This is a genomic window from Deinococcus murrayi DSM 11303 (genome assembly GCF_000482805.1).
Classification (GTDB): domain Bacteria; phylum Deinococcota; class Deinococci; order Deinococcales; family Deinococcaceae; genus Deinococcus; species Deinococcus murrayi.
Window position 1 is genome coordinate 43,759 of record NZ_AXWT01000022.1, and the last position, 16,478, is coordinate 60,236.

The 16,478-nt window shown below is 71.4% G+C and carries 12 protein-coding genes; 9 read left to right on the top strand and 3 right to left on the bottom strand.

Features of this window, described 5'->3' with window-relative positions; genetic code table 11:
* Positions 1-76 precede the first annotated feature (76 nt).
* On the bottom strand, positions 77-1,312 hold the full coding sequence (gene tyrS, locus H565_RS0105450) for a tyrosine--tRNA ligase (RefSeq protein WP_027460154.1): 1,236 nt from the start codon (positions 1,310-1,312) through the stop codon (positions 77-79).
* Positions 1,313-1,489: 177 nt separating this feature from the next.
* On the opposite strand from tyrS, the gene H565_RS0105455 reads away from it, so the two are divergent.
* Together H565_RS0105455 and H565_RS0105460 are read left to right on the top strand one after the other, a co-directional pair.
* Entirely contained in the window at positions 1,490-2,044 is a 555-nt protein-coding gene (locus tag H565_RS0105455; RefSeq protein WP_027460155.1) for an MOSC domain-containing protein, read from the top strand.
* An 80-nt stretch (positions 2,045-2,124) separates the two neighbouring features.
* Positions 2,125-2,805, top strand: a complete 681-nt coding sequence (locus tag H565_RS0105460; RefSeq protein WP_034408500.1) for a tRNA (adenine(22)-N(1))-methyltransferase TrmK — start codon at positions 2,125-2,127, stop codon at positions 2,803-2,805.
* On the opposite strand, the gene H565_RS0105465 is transcribed toward H565_RS0105460, so the two are convergent.
* A complete protein-coding gene (locus H565_RS0105465; protein ID WP_157468888.1) occupies positions 2,802-5,027 on the bottom strand; it encodes a hypothetical protein in 2,226 nt (741 codons plus the stop codon). The genes H565_RS0105460 and H565_RS0105465 overlap by 4 nt on opposite strands.
* Before the next feature lie 477 nt (positions 5,028-5,504).
* On the opposite strand from H565_RS0105465, the gene H565_RS0105470 reads away from it, so the two are divergent.
* The 7 genes from H565_RS0105470 (at position 5,505) to H565_RS0105500 (ending at position 14,187) form a co-directional block, all read left to right on the top strand.
* Positions 5,505-6,371, top strand: a complete 867-nt coding sequence (locus H565_RS0105470; RefSeq protein ID WP_027460158.1) for a hypothetical protein — start codon at positions 5,505-5,507, stop codon at positions 6,369-6,371.
* 101 nt (positions 6,372-6,472) lie between these two features.
* Positions 6,473-7,348, top strand: coding sequence for a hypothetical protein (locus H565_RS14415; RefSeq protein ID WP_051363435.1), 876 nt, complete (start codon positions 6,473-6,475; stop codon positions 7,346-7,348).
* The gene (locus H565_RS14420; protein ID WP_051363436.1) at positions 7,345-7,902 is read left to right on the top strand and encodes a hypothetical protein; all 558 of its coding nucleotides are present in this window, start codon (positions 7,345-7,347) and stop codon (positions 7,900-7,902) included. Before H565_RS14415 ends, H565_RS14420 begins: the two co-directional genes overlap by 4 nt.
* A gap of 46 nt (positions 7,903-7,948) precedes the next feature.
* Positions 7,949-11,077, top strand: a complete 3,129-nt coding sequence (locus H565_RS0105485; protein WP_157468889.1) for an SdrD B-like domain-containing protein — start codon at positions 7,949-7,951, stop codon at positions 11,075-11,077.
* A 96-nt stretch (positions 11,078-11,173) separates the two neighbouring features.
* Entirely contained in the window at positions 11,174-11,866 is a 693-nt protein-coding gene (gene ddrC / locus H565_RS0105490) for a DNA damage response protein DdrC (RefSeq protein ID WP_027460160.1), read from the top strand.
* Positions 11,867-11,986: 120 nt separating this feature from the next.
* A complete protein-coding gene (locus tag H565_RS0105495) occupies positions 11,987-13,090 on the top strand; it encodes an LptF/LptG family permease (RefSeq protein ID WP_084542905.1) in 1,104 nt (367 codons plus the stop codon).
* The gene (locus H565_RS0105500) at positions 13,087-14,187 is read left to right on the top strand and encodes an LptF/LptG family permease (RefSeq protein ID WP_027460162.1); all 1,101 of its coding nucleotides are present in this window, start codon (positions 13,087-13,089) and stop codon (positions 14,185-14,187) included. The genes H565_RS0105495 and H565_RS0105500 overlap by 4 nt, the downstream gene beginning before the upstream one ends.
* A gap of 126 nt (positions 14,188-14,313) precedes the next feature.
* On the opposite strand, the gene pta is transcribed toward H565_RS0105500, so the two are convergent.
* Positions 14,314-16,440, bottom strand: a complete 2,127-nt coding sequence (gene pta / locus H565_RS0105510; protein WP_027460163.1) for a phosphate acetyltransferase — start codon at positions 16,438-16,440, stop codon at positions 14,314-14,316.
* Positions 16,441-16,478 lie beyond the last annotated feature (38 nt).

Below are 16,478 nucleotides of genomic sequence, written 5' to 3' on the forward strand. Positions count from 1 at the left end.
ACAGGGAGCGGGTTTTTCCACAGGCGGGGTGTGGATAACTTGGAGCCGCCAGCTTGTTCTGCTCATGGCTGGCGGCTTACCCCTGCGGCAGCAGCCGCACAAAGCGGTCTTTGCCCTTTTGGAGGACGACGCCCCCCGCCGGAAGTTCCACCGTGGCTTGGGGGTCGGTGAGGGGTTCGCCGTTGAGCCGCAGGCCCCGGTTTTGAATCAACTTTTTGGCCGCGCCGTTGCTGGGTTCCAGCCCCGCGAGGACCGCCAACCGGGTGACGGGATAGCGTCCCCCCTCGCCCGCGAGGTCGGCGGGGACCGGCACGCTGGGCATGTCGTCGGGAATCCCGCCCTTGGCGACCGCCCGAAAGCGGGCTTCGGCGGCGTCAAGGTCGGCCTGCGGGTGCAGCCAGCGCACGACCTCGCGGGCGAGGACGCGGTGCGCTTCGACCGGGTGCCCGGCAAGCAGCTCCTGAATGCGGGCGTCAGGCAGGTCCGTCAGGAGGGTGAAGTAGTTCTCCAGCAGGGGGTCGGGCACCTTCATCAGTCCGGCGAACATGGCGGCGGGGTCATCGGTGAGGCCGATGTAGTTGCCCAGGCTCTTGGACATCTTTTCGGTGCCGTCCAGCCCCACGAGGAGGGGCAGCGTCATCACGACCTGGGGTTCTTGGTCGTAGTCGCGTTGCAGGGCGCGGCCCACGAGGTTGTTAAAAAGCTGGTCGGTACCGCCGAGTTCGACGTCGGCCCGCAGCGCGACCGAGTCGTAGCCCTGGGTGAGCGGGTAGAGCAGCTCGTGCATGGCGATGGGCACGCCGCTCTCAAAGCGCTTTTTGAAGTCGTCGCGCTCCATGATGCGGGCCACCGTGTAATGGCTCGCCAGCCGAATCACGTCGGCGTACCCCATGGGTTCGAGCCACTCGCCGTTAAAGCGCAGCTCCAGCAGCTCCGGGTCGTCGCGCAAAATCAGCTTGCATTGGTCGAGGTAGCTCTGCGCGTTGGCACGGGTTTCTTGCAGGGTCAGGGGCGGGCGCGTCTTGCTTTTGCCGGAGGGGTCTCCAATCATCGCGGTAAAGTCGCCAATCAGCATGATGACCCGGTGCCCCAGGTCCTGAAACTGCCGCATCTTGCGCAGGATGACCGCGTGGCCGAGGTGCAGGTCAGGCCGGGTAGGGTCGGCCCCCAGCTTGACCCGCAGAGGCTGGCCCGTTTCCAGGCTGCGGGCGAGCTTGCGGCGCAGGTCGTCTTCCGAGACGAGGTCCACGACGCCGCGGCTGAGGACGGCGAGCTGTTCGTCGACGGGCAGGTTGGGGCGGATGTCATTCATGGGGACTCCAAAAGGAAGGCGGCGCACTCGCTCTTCTCGCCAGTGCGCCGCTTCGGGGTTGGATTTCAGGCTGTGACGGACCCTCCCACCCTAGCGGCAGGAACGATATGCAAGTCGGGTCAGACGCCTCATGCCGGGCAGCATAGCAAGCCCGGCGGCCTCCCGTAAGCTGGCCCTGTGAAGACGATTCACGAGCTGCGGGCCACCTTGCCCCGCCCCGGTCGCCTGGAGTGGATTGGGCTGCGCGAAGCCCGCCGCGCTCCGGTGCGGAGCGTCCCCGAAGCCGAAGTGCATCCCCTCGTGGGCCTCATCGGGGACCACGGCAAGTTCGCCCCGCCCCGGCTGCGGGCGCTCAGCGGCGAGCGGGGCGAGGAGGCCGCTCCCGCCAACGCGGCCCCGATTCCCGGCGGCCCCGGACGGCGGCAGGTCACATTGATTCAAGCCGAGCACCTGCCCGTCATTGCGGCGCTCGCGGGTCTGGAGCGGGTCACGCCTGACCAGTTGCGGCGCAACCTTGTCGTGAGCGGCATTCCGCTCCTGGCCCTCAAGGAAGGCCGGTTCCGGGTGGGAGAGGTCGTGCTGGAGGCCACCGGGGAATGTCACCCCTGCTCGCGGATGGAAGAGGCGCTGGGGGCAGGAGGCTACAACGCGGTGCGCGGGCACGGCGGGCTAACGGCGCGGGTCCTGCGGGGTGGGGTCATTCGGGTGGGCGACGGGGTGGAGCCAGTGTGATACGCCGTTGCGGTGAGGTGGAGACGAACCCGACCGAAGGAAGAAGCCCTGAAGACCGGCGGGCAAAGGAGGCGGTCGGTCTGAACCGTCCCCCGCTGGACGCCCGCTTGGAGGCCGTGCTGGCGCTGATTCGCGCTGAAACGCACGCCGATATCGGCTCGGACCACGCGCACTTGCCCATCCGCCTCCTGCGGGAGGGGCGCGTCGGGCGCGGCGTGATTGTCGAGCTGAACCCTGGCCCGCTGGCCCTGGCCCGGCGCAACGTGGTCCGCGCCAGACTGGAGGAGGTGTTGGAGGTGCGGGCCGGGGATGGCTTTGGCCCCCTGGTTCCCGGCGAGGTCGAGAGCGCCAGCGTGACCGGGATGGGCGCGGGCACGGTGGCGGGCATCCTGCGCCGGGCGGGTGAACGGTTGCCGCCCGCGCTGGTGCTTCAGCCCAACGATTCGCCCGCCCCCATCCGGGTCTGGGCGCGGGAGCACGGCTATCACCTGCGGGCCGAGCGCTTGGTCGCGGGCTACTGGCCCTACCCGGTGCTGCGGCTGGAGCGGGCTGCGGGCGAGGACCCGGCTTACCGGGGCCTGCCCCTCGCCGCCGCCCTGCGCTACGGCCCCCACCTGCTGCGCGCGGGGTCCGCCCTGCTGCGGCGTCAGGTGTGGGCGGACGTGGTGCGCCTCACGCCCCTCGCCGCCCCTGGCCGCACCGCCCAGACCGAGCTAGAGACGGCGCGAGCGGCCCTCGCGGTGCTGGAGGAGCGGCGCTAGTTTGTGGACAGCGTACGAGCGGTTATCCCCGCACCCGCCAGGGTCAGGGCCACCTGCCCCCCGCGCACGCTCAGCTCGGTGAGGGGGCCAGGCAAGCTCAGGCGGACCCAGCGGCCCAGCGGCAGGATTCCCCCAAAGACGTGGAGCACGCCGCCTTCCTCGTGGGGGGGCACCGCACCCGCCGCATACACCTGCCGGGGACCCGTCGCCGCCCGCAGGCCGAGGGCAAAGGGGGGCGGCCAGGTGTCCGCAGAGGGCGGCGGAGGGGCCAGGTCAAGTCGCAGGGTGACGCTGCAGGGGGCCTGCGCTCCCCAGGTCAGGGTCAGCAGCGGTGCGGGGCCGGGGGGGCCGCGGCGCAGCACCCTCAACACCCCGCACTCGGAAATCAGGCGGTAGCCGCCGGGCGTGTGCTGTTCGTGCCGGGGGTGCTCCTCGCGGGGGGGCGGGGGGACGTCCTGGGGCCGGGGGCCGAGGCCCTCCCCCTGGGGCAGCGCCCGCCAGGGGGGGAGGGCCGCCCGCGCCCGCGCCTCCAGCACCCGGTCGCCTACTCGCCGGGCATAGAGCAGGCTGCGGGCCGGGTCGGTGGGCAAAAGGGCGCGGGCAAGCACCCGCCGCAGCGCCTCCCGGTCCCCGGCGGGCAGGGAGGCGGCCAGGGCGCAGCGGGTTAGCTCGTGGGCAAAGGCCAGCGCCGCCGCCCCGTCTGGGGTGCGGACCCCCAGGGCCGGCAGGGTGAGGCGCTCGGTCGCGGCAACGGGCACCAGCAGCCCCAGCCGCACCCCCAGCGCCAGCGCTTCGCCGGCGGCGTCCCCCAGCAGCGCGGCGGCGAGGTCCGGCGTGACCGGGCCGTACACCTGCGCGAGCTGCGCGAGTGCCCGGCGTTCGGCGGGGGTGCGGGAGGTCAGCGTGCTCAGCAGCACCTCGCTCACCGGAGCGGGGAGGCGGTAATCAGGAGCCGGGGGCGTGCGCTCCAGCAGCGCCTGCACGTAGGGCAGCGAGCCTTCCGAGCACTGGGTGAGGCGCATGGCGAGGATGTCCTGCTCCAGGGCAGGGGTCCGCTCCGGCAACCGCTCGCGCAGCATTCCGCTGACCTCTTCCACCCCCAGGGGCGGCAGCGAGATGATGTGCAGGCGCGGGCCAGCCACCCGCCGCAGCAGGGGGGCCAGGGCGCGGTCGGTGGCGGGGCCGGGCGTGGGAGCCGTCACGACCACGACGAGCGGGCCGGGCAGGTCGAGGGCCAGGCTGACGAGGGGGGTCCACCAGGGGTCTTCGGGCGAGGGGTCGTGCAAGACCAAGAGGAGGGGCACGGGAATACTGCCCAGCAGCTCGGCGAGTTCCAGCAAGCTGTCTGAGTCGGCGCGGCGGGCGGGGGGCGGCGTTGGGCCGTTCCCACCCGCGACACGCCGCAGTTGCAGCTTGAGGGCCATCTGGCACAGCGCCGCCCCGTTTTCGGCGTGTACCTTGACGGTCTGCCAGGGGGTGCCCTGGGTCAGGGCCGCGAGCATGAGCCGCCGCGTTCCGGCCTCGCCCCGCAGCAGCACGAGCTGGGGCCGCTCCTGCGCCCCGGCCAGCACCTCGCGCCACTGGGCATGTTGGTCCGGCCACAGGACCGCGGCGGGGGGCAGCGGGGCGGCGGATTCGGGGGCCTCCAGGCTGACCCCCAGCTCTAAGCCCAGTGCCTCGGCCCGCGCTGCGACCAAGCGCACCCCCTCGCGGTCGCGCCGAGCGGCCAGCGCCGAAGCGGCGCGTCTCAGGCGCGCTTCGACCCGGTCGAGCAGAGCGCTGCGCTGGGCATCCAGCCAGTCACCAAAGGCCGGGGTGCCCAGGTCCTCTAAGCCGCTGAGGGGCAGGCCGCGCAGCACCGACAGCCACTCCAGCAGCTCACTCTCAGAGGCGAAGTGGTCGGGCGTCGCCTCCCAGTCATCAAGGTCGGTGCGGCAGCGCAGCGCGAGCATGGGCTGCCGGGGCGGCAACAGGGTCATGCCGCGCCGCCGCAGCCGCAGCAGCTCGACCCGGAGGTTTCCCAGCGCGTCCGGAGTTCCCCACAGCAGCTCCGCGAGGTGCTCGCGGTGATGAGGTTGTCCCTCCAACACCAGGTAGGTCACCAGCGCCAAGCCCTTTTGAAAGAGGGGCAAGACCTCTGCCCCGTGAACGAGCGTGACATGTCCCAACACCTGGAGCCGCCATAAGCCAGGAAGCTCGGAGCCTTGCGCTGGCGTCGTCATGCTCTACCTCCACGAACCGGCCAGGGCGCACGTGCCCGCATGGAACGGAAAGGACGAGAAGGAGGGAAGCGGAGAAAAAACGCGCCTGTGGCCTCAGTGTACCCTCAAGGTCTCTCGCCGTGAAGGGGGCGTTAACACCCCGTGACCTTCCCTGCAAGGGGGGGTGAAGGTGCAGTAAGGACCATGAGAACCCGGCCTCACCTGCGGCAGATGCAGCGGCATCGCATGAGCGCAGGCGGGCAGAGAGGGCCTGGAGGTGAGGGTCAGATGTTCAGGGGCTGAGGAGGACCATGAATGCTCCCACGGAGCCTTCATTTGTCTGTCACGCGACCTTTCTTACAGTTCGGGCGCACGAAGAACCCGCGGGGACGTGCCCCGGCATTCCCACAGGAGGTCCGATGGCTCAGTGAGAAACGACGCAATCCGGCCCGCTCCCTTCTTCCGCGCCCACTCAGCTCAACCCCCAGGAGACCGACCATGCGCCACCTGATGACCGCTTCTTTGATGCTGCTTGCGGCGAGCGCCGGAGCACAAACCATCAACCCCACCACGGGGTCCGGACCGGACGCCCACAACGTCGGCACTACCACGGCCAGCGTCACCCAGACGGTGAACCTCAAGCTGCCGCAAGCGACCGCGCTGCACCTTGACGTCACCCAACTGGTCTTTGACATCAGCCAGATTGGCAACCAGGACGGCACCTGGTACTGCGCCTATGGCTTTGGTCCGGACGTCAAGCAGACCCTGGGCAACGAGTACTGGAACCAGACCCAGGTGCTGCCGCTGGGCACCTCCTACACGCCCAACCCCAACAAGTTCGGAGAAATCAAGATTAACGCGGGCGCGCAGGTCACCCAGTACCCGGCCATCAAGAAGGACCGGGAAGGCGAACTGGTGCCGGGCAGCAAGGATTACTTCGTCTGCTACCGGGCCTTTATCATCCAGAAGTTCTCCAACGTGGGCGGCTTCAAGCTGAGCGTGCAGCGTGACAACCCCGGTGCGGGCGCGCAGGGCAACCAGATGATGTACATCCAGGACAACCCCTGCGACTTCTGGGGCGGCGAGACCGGTCTGTACGACCTGCCCCCCGCCTCGACCCGCGAGCTGATTCCCCGCCGCATGACGGTGGGCACCACCGGAGCGCGGGCCGCCGCCGCCAGCTTCAGCAGCCCCTCGGCGCGGCCTGCTCGGCCCGCGACCTGCCGTCCCAACACGAGCTGGCTGGATGACCTCGTGGTTGTGGCCGTTGTGATTGACGGCGACAAGGCGGGCGACAACATCGCCACCCTGACCTACACCCTGACCTCCAACACCACGGGCTTCGCCAACGGCGAGGACGACTAACCCCGCGGCGGGGGGGGCGGCGCAGGAGCGCTGCTTTCCCCCGTTCGCTTCTGTTGGCTGCGATGTCCTCAGCACTGCCCACCCCCAGGAGGCCCTCTGCCATGCGTTTCCTCGCCCGACTGCTGACCGGCCTGCTGTGTCTGTGCTGGTTCGTCCTCGCGTCCCTGGCCCTCGCTCAGGGCACCATCGGGGTGGACCCCATCACCCGGCACTACTCGGTCACGCCGGGCCAGACGGTGACGCAGGTCCTGAACATCTACAACCCCAACCAGACCGCCGTGCGGCTGAAGCTGGCCGTCTACCTGACCGACATGAACATCAACGAGGTGGGCGAAAGCCAGTTTCTGCCGGTCGGCAGCGTCAAGGAAAGCAGCGCGCGCTGGACCACCGTGTCGCCAAGTGAGCTGGAGCTGGGCGGCCAGGAAAGCAAGCAGGTTCGCTACACCATCCAGGTGCCCGCCAACGCCTCGCCCGGTACCCACTGGGCCGTCTTGATGTTTGAGGGACAAGAACCGGCGGCGGTGCCGGGCAAGACCCTGGCGAGCTTCCGGCTGCGGGTGGGCCACACCATGTATGTTCACGTGCAGCCCATGACGACCGCCGGGAGCGTGACGGGGATCTTCGAGAGCGTGCCCAAGACCGACACCGGGGTCTACGAACTGGCTGTGCAGTACACCAACTCTGGCAACTCGGCGGTGGCGGTGCGGGGCCGAGTGGAACTGCGCGACGCTGCCGGAACGCTGGTCGCGACCCTTCCGCTGGATGTGGCGGTGGCTCTGCCGGGACGCAACCTGCTCTTGCGTTCAAGTTGGGCGGGTCCGGTTCCCAAAGGCCAGTACACGGCGCTCGTCATCCTGAACAATGGCGAGAAGAACAAGGACATCCTCGCCGAGCATGTCGTCACCCTTCCCTTTGACCTCAAGGCCCCACCCACCGCGCCCGCCGGTGCCGGGGCCGGAGCTGGAGGGCGGCCATGACGGCGCGCCTCCGCTGGAGGGCCGCCTGCCTCGCCCTGGGATGCCTGGGGGGGGCGGCCTTCGCCCAGGGTGGGGGAGGGGGGGGGCCGCTGCCGCTTCCCACGGTGCCGGTGACGGCCCCAGCGCAGACGGACGCCCTGCTGCGGCCTCTCATTCCCGAACTGGTGGTGTTGCGCCGGCCCCCGGCGGGGTCGGTGGCCTTTGACCTGGGGCCGGGCAACTATCCGCCGGCGCAGTTTCCGGCCCGCTACACTGCGCCCCCGCAGGCGTTTGCCGTGTTTTCCAGTTCGCCGCGGCCCTGGACCGTGCAGCTGGAGGTGCGCTCGCAGCCCGATGCCCTGGGCCGCGCCCTCCCGCTCCCCGCGCTGTCCTACCGGGTCAATGGCGGTCCTTGGACGCGGGTCACCCCCGGACCCCAGGTCGTGCTCAGCGGCAGCGGGCCGTCGGGGGGGTGGCTGCCGCTCAATGTCGAGTTCGCGCTGGAACTCACCGGCGCGGAGCCGGGCGGGGCCTACCTCTTTGACCTGACCTTTACCGCCCTGGCGCTGCCCTAAGCGCCGCGTCCCTCTCTGCTTCCCCCTACGTGAGAGTGAGACTTCCATGCAACAGCGCTCCCCACATCCGCCCTCCTGGCCCCCTGCCACGCCCCCTCCCACGCCCACGCCCCGCGCCCGGTGGCTGTTGGGCGGGCTGCTGCTGGCGGCGGTGGCGGCTCCGCTTGGCCCTCCCGCCGCCGCCCAGGCCCAGGGCGCGGGGCCGGCGACCCAGGTCGGAGCACCCACTCTGGAGGCCGCGCCCTCCCGCGAGGCAGCTCCGGGGAGTTACGTCACCCTGACCTTTGCGGCGTCGGGGCAGGGCGAGTACGTGCTGGAGGTCGAGAGTCCGCCCGACTGGGTGCCGGTGACTCGGCGGCGCACCTTGACGCTGCGGGGGCGCACGCTGGTGCCGGTGACCTTTCAGGTGCCGGACTTTGCCCCGGTCGGGCCGTCGCCGCCCCTGGTGCTGCGGATGCTGGCGGGGGGCAACGAGGTGGCCCGTGCTGAGAGCCGTGTGGGGGTACTGGGGCGGGCGCGGGTGGGGCTGCGCGGCCCCCTGAATGTGGAGGCGGCCCCCGGCGAGCGCCTGACTGTGCCGGTGGAGGTTCGCAACCTGGGCAACGAACCCGACACCGTGCGGCTGCGGGCCACCAACGTGGATGGCCGCCCGCGCCTGAGCGTGCCCGAAGTCCGGCTGGCGCCCGGCGAGACCGCCACCGTGACCGTCTCCTTGGAAACCGAATGGGTCTCCGAGGAGTACCGCTACGTCATTTTCCTGGAGGCGGAATCGGCCCGGAATCCGGAGGCGCGGGCCAGAGCGCGGACCGATGTGGTGTACCGCTCGGCGGCGGGGCAGCAGGCCGCCGCGCTGGAGGGGCCGAGCCTGCTGTTTCGGGTGCGCACCTCGGCAGAAGTGGGGGTGACCTGGTCCCCGGCGGGCACCGACTGGACCGTGCGCTACGCCCTCCAACCCACCCTGAGCGGGGCGCTTTCGGATTACGTGCGGGGGCAAGCGGGGGTGTCTGGTCTGTCGGGCGACCGCACGGACCCCCTGCCCTCCCTCGGCTCGACGTCCTTTGGGGTGCAACTGGGGTCAGAGCGCTGGACCGCCAACCTGAGCCTGGGCGCGGGCGGGGGGCGGCTGGACGGCACCGTGCGCTGGGGGGCGTGGCAACTCAGCCCCAGCGCGAGCTATACCCGGCTGCCGGATGGCCGCGCCGCAAGCGTGGGGGTGCGGGCCAGCACCGAGGTTGCGGGCGGGCAGCTTGAGCTGGATGCCGGAACCTTTCTGCTCAGTCGCGGCGAGGATGACCGCCGCACCGACCTCATCGGGGTGCGGTACGTGCGCTCCCTCTTTCCTGGCCTAGACCTCACCCTGGGGGTCGCGGGGGTCGGGCAGGCTGAGGGCGGCGCGTACCGGGGCAACCTGGTCTGGACTCAGGAACTCCGCTATCAGGGCACGGGCTTTGACGTCACCCAGAGCTACCGGGGGGGCCTGGACGGGGTGCATTCCTTCGGGGTGACGGGTGGGCTGACGGCCCTCCAGCCCTTTGGGGTGCGGGTGGCCGCTGCCGCGCAGCTTCAGCCGGGCGGCCTGCTCTGGAGCGGGTCGGGGACCCTGCTGTACAGCGGGCCGGGCGGACTGGGGGCCAGCCTCAGCGGGCGGGTGGAGGGCGGCACAGTGCCCGGCACCGAGCTGAAATGGAGCGTGAGCGCCGGGGTCGTCTCGCCGCCCTTCGTGGTGGGGGGCGCGTCCCTGCGGGCGGCGGCCCTGTACACCCTGGCGACCGATGACGACGTGCCAGGAGCGCTCACCCACCGGGCGGCCCTGAGCGTGGGGCTAAACCGCGGCCCGCTGCAGGTGGCGGCCCAGGCTGCTTGGGAACGTAACCCCGAACCAGAGGGGATGCGCGAACAACTCAGTGGGGCCGCGCAACTCGACTACCGCCCCGGCGCAGACGCCTTTGCGGTGCGCTTCACGTTCACTCGCTTGTCCGAGGGAGGGGCAGCCCCGGTGACCACCTCTGGCCTGGGCCTGCGTTGGGAGCGGCAGTGGACGCCGCGCCTCGCGAGCACCTTCGAGTACGGGCGGACCTGGACGGTGCAGCCCCAAAGCGTCGTGACGGCGGACCTCGTGGGGGTGACAGTGGGGGTGCGCGACCTCGGCGTGCAGGGCCTGAACCTCAGCGGAAGCTACCGCTTAGAAGCCCCCCAGGGCCTGGGCGGGGGCGACCTGCGGCACGCCGTGCGGCTGGGGGTGAGCTACGACCTGCGCCGCACCTTTGCCACCCCGGAGGCCGTCGTGAACTTCTTTGGCGGACGGGTGGGCGGCGAGGTGACGGGCGTGCTCTACCGTGACCTCGACCTGGATGGCGAGCGCGGCCCGGACGAGCCGCCCCTGGCCGGGGTGACGGTCGACATCGGGGGGGCGCGGGGCGTTTCGGACGCCGCTGGCCGTTACCGGGTCCGTGCGCCGGTCGGCGAACACGAGCTGAAGTTCCCTGCGGGCCTGCCCGCGACCGTCGAGGCGCTGGCCGTCACGCGGGTCAAGGTGACCGAGAATGGCCGCCTAGAGGAAAACGTGGCCTTTGCCCCTGTCACCCGGCTGGAGGCGGTCATCTTCCACGATGCCAACCGCAACGGCACCCAGGACCCCGGCGAGAACCCGCTGCCCTATGTCGGGGTGGTCCTGAGCGGCCCGGTGTCCCGCCAGAGCCAGTCGGATGCCCGCGGCACCGTGCGGCTGGGAGGCCTTCCCGCTGGGGAGTACACCCTGGCCCTCGACCCGACCCGGCTGCCGGAGGGGTACACGCCCACCGGGGCGGCTCAGACCCTGGCCCTGCGGCCCGGCGAGCCGGTTCCGGCACCGGCGCTGGGGGCAGCGCTGCCCCCGCGCGAGGCCGTGACGACCTTCGTGACGGGGGCACTGGCGGTGTTTGGCCGCCTCACGCCAAGCACGGCCTCGCCGGGCGCGACCCTGACCGTGCAGGTGCAGACCCAGAATGCCCGTTCCCTGCGCGTCGAGGCCTTTGGGCAGGTGCTCACGCCCCCGCTGGGTGCGGAAGGCCGTACCGAAGTCACCCTCACGGTGCCCCCCGCCACCCCGCCCGGCATCTACGACGTGGTCGTGACGGCGGTCGGCGAGGGCACCTCCCGCAGCACCACCCTCAAACTGGTGGTCACCCCCCGCTGAGGGCGGCTGCCGGGCGGGGGGGCGCTCCCCTGTGTTGGAGGCACTACCCCGCCCCCGCTGTTCTGTTTTAAACAGAAAATATGCTAAGATATTCGCATGAAGACCGTTCCTCATATCCTGGAAATCGGCACCCAGCGGCTGCCCGCCAGCGCGGACGGCCTGCTGCATGCCGCGACGGCCCTGCCTGCCCTGGGGGTGCCGCTGCCCACCGACTGGGGGGCTTTTGCCGCCGAACATAACCTACGAAGTCCCCCGCGTGACTTTGGGGCGGGGCCAGAGCCGACGCTGGGCGCGGACGAGTTTGCCCGGCTCGCCTTTAGCCTGGACACCCCCGCCGCCCGGCGCTGGCGCAAGCGGGCGCAGACGCTGTTGGCCCGCGCCATGACCGGGGACGTGCGGCTGGCCGCCGAGATTGCCGAGCGGAGCGCCCACCCCGAAGCCCGGCGCTGGCTGGCCGCCCGGCTGGAGAGCACCGACGCCCGCCGCGAGCTGATGAGCACGGTGGCCCGCCACGGCGGGGAAGGGCGGGTGTACGGGCAACTCGGCTCCATCAGCAACCGCAGCGTGCTGGGCACCGACTCGGCCTCCATCCGCCGCGAGCGGGGCGTGCGCCACACCCGCGACGGCCTGCGCAGCGACGAGCTGCTGCGGCTGGCCTACCTCGACACCGCGACCGCCCGCGCCATCGCCGAGGCGGGTGCCCACGGCAACGAGGCCATCTTGCGCGTCCACGAGGCCGTCGCCCGCCGCGAGCGCGACCTGTGGCGCGACGCCCCCCAGGCGAGCTAAGGGGACCATCCCGCTTCTCATCGAGGTGGGGCAGATAGGGCGGGAAGGCTGGTCTAGAATGCCGCCCGTGCCGCTCCCGCGCCTGCTTCTCGCCTCCCGCGCCCCCTGGGGGGAGGCGGCATGACCCGGCCCGTGCCCGGCACACGAGCGGCGACCTCAGCCCGGCGGGGGGGCGGGGTGCCGCGTACCCTGGTCCGGGCGCTGCTCGCGGAAGCGCTGCGCTGGTACGCGGCGGGGGTGGCTCTCTTTCTCATTCTGCGCTCGACCGACATCCTCAGCACCAGCGTCGGGGCCTTCCTGACGTACGGGGCGACCCCGGCGCAGGCGCTGGCGGTCTTCGGGGCGCTGGCCCCCAACACGCTGAATGAGGCGCTGGTGCTCTCGGTGCCCTTTGCGGTGCTGCTGGCCTTGGGGCGCATGGGGGGCGACAGCGAACTCAAGGCGGCGGCGGCAGGGGGGGTGAGGCCCCTCTCGCTGGTGTGGCCGCTCGCACTGCCGTTCGCGCTCGTGGCGGCGCTGGCCTACTGGAACGCGGGGTACGTGGCCCCCGCGGGGCTGGCCCGCTTTGATGCCGCGTGGTACGACATCTACGGCGGCCCGCAGCCCGCGCCCACCCAAGAGAACTACACGTTCGCGTCGCCAGACGGGTTCTTTTACGCCGGGCGGGTTCGCAGCGAAAATGGCAGCCCGGTCGCCACGCTGGACGGGGTGCTCGTGCAGCGCGGCGACGAGACGATGACTGCTCCGGGCGGCACCTGGGACACCGCCGCTGGGACCTGGACGGTGACGGGCGCGTGGGTGACCCGCCCCGGTCAGGACCCGCAGCCCGCGCCCGGTCCCCTGGTGTTTCGGCAGACGGACCAGCCCCGACCCCCGGCCCCCCCCGCCAAGCAGGTCAGCACCCCGGAGCTGCGGGCGCGGCTGGCGAGCGGCACGGGCACGCCAGAAGAGCGCCGGGTGGACGCTCACCAGCTCGCCGCACGGGTGGCTGACCCCCTCACGGCGGTGATGTTTGCGCTCGCGGCGGGGGCGCTGGGGCTGGGGCTGCGCAACCGGGCGGCGGCCTTTGCGGCGGTGGTGGTCTTTGTGGCCCTCTTCTATGCGCTGTGGGCGACCGCCCCGCAGCTCGCCCGCGTCGGGGCGCTGCCGCCTGCGCTCGCGGCGTGGCTGCCCAACCTGTTTTTCCTGCTGGTCGCGGGCGTGCTGGCCTGGAGGCTGCGGTGAAGCGCTTCGAGCGCTACGTGATCGAGGAAATCCTGCCGCCCCTGGTCGGGGCGCTGCTCGCGATCATCCTGCTGTTGCTGTTGCTGCTGCTGGAGGAAGTCATTGCGCCGCTGCTCGCCAAAGGGGCCAGCGGCCTGCTCGTCGCCCGGCTCGTGGCGCTGAGCCTGCCGGAAGCGGTGGCCCTGGGGCTGCCCATCGCGCTGATGTTCGCCACCCTGCTGGGGCTGTCCCGGCTCGCCGCCGACTCAGAAATCAAGGCGGCGCTGGCGAGCGGGGTGCCCGCCTCGCGGCTCTTTCGGCCCGTGCTGACGCTGGCGGCGGGGGTGACGCTCGCGGCCTTCGCTCTCAATGAAGGGGTGGTCACCCGCGCCCGCGTGCAGGCCCAGAGCGTGCAGCGCGAGATTGTGCTGGATAACCCCCGCGTGATTGGCCTGGGCGACCCGTCTCAGCCGGGGCTGGTGCTGCGCGACGCCCTGGGCCGGGCCATCAACGTGGGCGAGGTGCGGCCCGGCGGCGAGCTGCGCGACCTGCGCATCGTGACCATGCAAGCGGGCCTACCCCCCCGTGAGGTCATCACCGCCCGCGAGGGCCGCCTGCGCCCCGGCAGCAACGTGCTGGAGCTGGAGGGAGGCCGCCGGATCACCTTCGAGAATGGGCGGCCCGTGACCGTCCTCACCTTCGAGACGGGCACCCTTCCCGTGCAGGACGTGCAGGCGAGCTTCGACGGGTCGGGTGCCGCCCTGCAGCCCTTTTACCTCCCCCTGCCAGAGCTGCTGGCCCGCACCGGGGCCTACCGCGCCCAGAACGTCGCCGCCCCCGCCGACTTCACGGCGCTTTACCGCAAGTTCACCGAGCCGCTCGCCGCCCTCGCGCTGGCCTTTTTCGCGGTCAGCCTCGCGGTGTACACCTTCCGCAGCGGCCTGAACCTGGGACTGGTGTGGGCCTTGCTGCTGACCTTCGCCTACTACGCCACCTGGAGCGTCTTTAAGGTGATGGGCGAAAACGGCGCGGTGCCGCCCCTCCTCGCCGCCGCCGCCCCCAACCTCATCGCGGTGCTGGCGGGGGTGGGGCTGCTGTGGCGGGCGAACCGGCGGTGAGTGGTCAGTAGGAAGTGGGAAGTGGGAAAAGCGCTGCGGAGTTGGGGCGGGCGGCCTCCCCTGCGCCGCTCGGAGCAAAAACCTAACGGCGGGGGCCAGAGCCTTTGCCCTTCCCCGACTCCCCACTTACCCCTGCCCACCGCCCTCCCGCGTTTGCGTCGCCTGAATCGCCGTCAGGGCAATCGTGTACACGATGTCGTCGACGAGCGCCCCTCGCGAGAGGTCGTTGACGGGCTTGCGCAGGCCCTGGAGCATCGGCCCGACGGCGACCACCCCCGCCGCTCGCTGCACGGCCTTGTAGGTCGTGTTCCCGGTGTTGAGGTCGGGGAAGATGAACACCGTGGCCCGGCCCGCGACCGGGCTGTTCGGGGCCTTTTGGCGGCCCACGCTGAGGACCGAAGCGGCGTCGTATTGCAGCGGCCCGTCGACCGGGAGGTCGGGGCGGCGCTCGCGCACGAGGCGGGTGGCTTCCCGAACCTTTTCCACGTCCTCGCCCGCCCCGCTCTCGCCCGTCGAGTAGCTCAGCATGGCGACCCTGGGCGGAATCCCAAAGGCCCGCGCACTGTCAGCCGACTGAATGGCGATGTCGGCGAGTTCCTCGGCGTTCGGGTTGGGGTTGATGGCCGCGTCGCCGTACACGAGCACCTGCTCCGGCATCAGCATGAAAAAGACCGACGACACCAACCGCACGCCGGGAGCGGTCTTGATGAGTTGCAGGGCCGGGCGCACGGTGTTCGCGGTGGTATGCACGGCCCCCGACACCAGCCCGTCTACCTCGTCCAGGGCCAGCATCATCGTGCCCAGCACGACCGTGTCCTCCAGTTGGGCCTCGGCCTGGGGCGCGGTCAGGCCCTTGTGCCGCCGCAGCTCGACCATCGGTTCGACATACTGCCCGCGCACGGCGGCGGGGTCGATGACCTCCAGCCCCTCCGGGAGGGCGAGGCCCTGGCCCTCGGCGACCTGCCGCACCCGCTCCGGGGGGGCGAGGAGGACGGGCCGGGCGATGCCCTTTTCCACGCAGCGAATGGCTGCCCGCACGGTGCGCGGTTCGTCGCCCTCCGGGAGAACGATGCGCTTGTTCGCGGCCCGCGCCCGCTGAATCAGCTCGTAGCGAAAGACGCTGGGGGGCATGCGGCGCTCGCCCGCCGCGGGCGGGGTTTTGATGCGGCCTCTGAGCGGCACGGGGTCGAGGCGGTCGGCGATGAAGTCGAGGGTGCGCTCCATCCGCTCCAGGTCGTCGTGCGGGACGCGGGCATCCATCCGCGAGAGGGCGGACGCCGTGTGAAAGGAGTTCGTTTCCACCCGCAGCACCGGCAGCGAACTCGTCAGCGCGGCGCGGCACAGCCGCTCGACCGAGGGTTCGGGCTGACTGCCGGAGGTGTACAGCAGCCCCGCGAGGGGCACCCCGCTGAGGTGCGCGAGCGCCGCCGCCATGACCACGTCCTCGCGGTCGCCGGGAGTCACCACCAGCGCGCCGGGCGCAAAGAGGCCCGCTTCGGCCATCTTGGGCACCGTGCGGGCGGTGATGACGGTGCTCGTGACCCGGCGCTGGGCCGCTTCCCCCCCGTTGAGAATCTCGGCCCCCAGGTGCCGGGCCACGTCCAGGGTGCGCGGGGCGCTGAGGAGGGGCGACTGCGCGACCACCCCCAGCAGGGGCAGCTCGCCGCCCGCGAGCACCCGGCTGCGCGCCCGCAGCTCGGCCAGCAGCCCGCCGAAATCCAGCCCAGGGGGGGCAAAGTTGAGCACGTACCCCGCCAGCCCCGACCCGTCCGAGCGGCGGTAGTTCTGCGCGGCAATCTCCAGCTCGTCCGCGAGCGCCCCCGCCGTGACCCCGGCGAGGCTGGAGACCAGGACCACGTCAGCTTCAAGGTTGCGGGCGAGGCTGGCGTTGAGCGCTCCGGCGTAGGTGTTGCGCTCGTTCAGGGCCAGGCCTTCCGCGACGAGCACGTCGGCCCCGCCCGCCTCGCCCGCCGCCTGCCGGGCGAGGGCGATGACCTCCTCCATCAGGTCTTCTTCGGCTCCCTGGCTGAGCTGTTCTTCGGCGTGCGCGAGGGCGATGGGGGTGGGGGGCTGGAGGTGCGCGAGGGTCCGGGCAAAGTGCACCGAGTCGTCGGTGGCCGTTTCATGCGTCTGCGCGATGGGCTTGAGAAAGGCGACCCGCAGGCCCTGCCGCTCCAGGGCGCGGGCCAGCCCCAGGGCGGTGCTGCTCAGGCCCACGCCGTTGCGGGTGGGGGCGACAAAGAGGGTGTGCATGGTGAGGCTCCTTGGGGGCTTGTGGCTTGTGGCTTGTG

What these genes read in the sequence shown, in the direction of transcription:
- H565_RS14415 (WP_051363435.1), top strand. Translation starts at nt 6,473, where the DNA reads ATGCGTTTCCTCGCCCGACTGCTGACCGGCCTGCTGTGTCTGTGCTGG.
- tyrS (WP_027460154.1), bottom strand. Translation starts at nt 1,312, where the DNA reads ATGAATGACATCCGCCCCAACCTGCCCGTCGACGAACAGCTCGCCGTC.
- H565_RS0105465 (WP_157468888.1), bottom strand. Translation starts at nt 5,027, where the DNA reads ATGACGACGCCAGCGCAAGGCTCCGAGCTTCCTGGCTTATGGCGGCTC.
- H565_RS14420 (WP_051363436.1), top strand. Translation starts at nt 7,345, where the DNA reads ATGACGGCGCGCCTCCGCTGGAGGGCCGCCTGCCTCGCCCTGGGATGC.
- H565_RS0105495 (WP_084542905.1), top strand. Translation starts at nt 11,987, where the DNA reads ATGACCCGGCCCGTGCCCGGCACACGAGCGGCGACCTCAGCCCGGCGG.
- H565_RS0105485 (WP_157468889.1), top strand. Translation starts at nt 7,949, where the DNA reads ATGCAACAGCGCTCCCCACATCCGCCCTCCTGGCCCCCTGCCACGCCC.
- H565_RS0105470 (WP_027460158.1), top strand. Translation starts at nt 5,505, where the DNA reads ATGCGCCACCTGATGACCGCTTCTTTGATGCTGCTTGCGGCGAGCGCC.
- pta (WP_027460163.1), bottom strand. Translation starts at nt 16,440, where the DNA reads ATGCACACCCTCTTTGTCGCCCCCACCCGCAACGGCGTGGGCCTGAGC.
- ddrC (WP_027460160.1), top strand. Translation starts at nt 11,174, where the DNA reads ATGAAGACCGTTCCTCATATCCTGGAAATCGGCACCCAGCGGCTGCCC.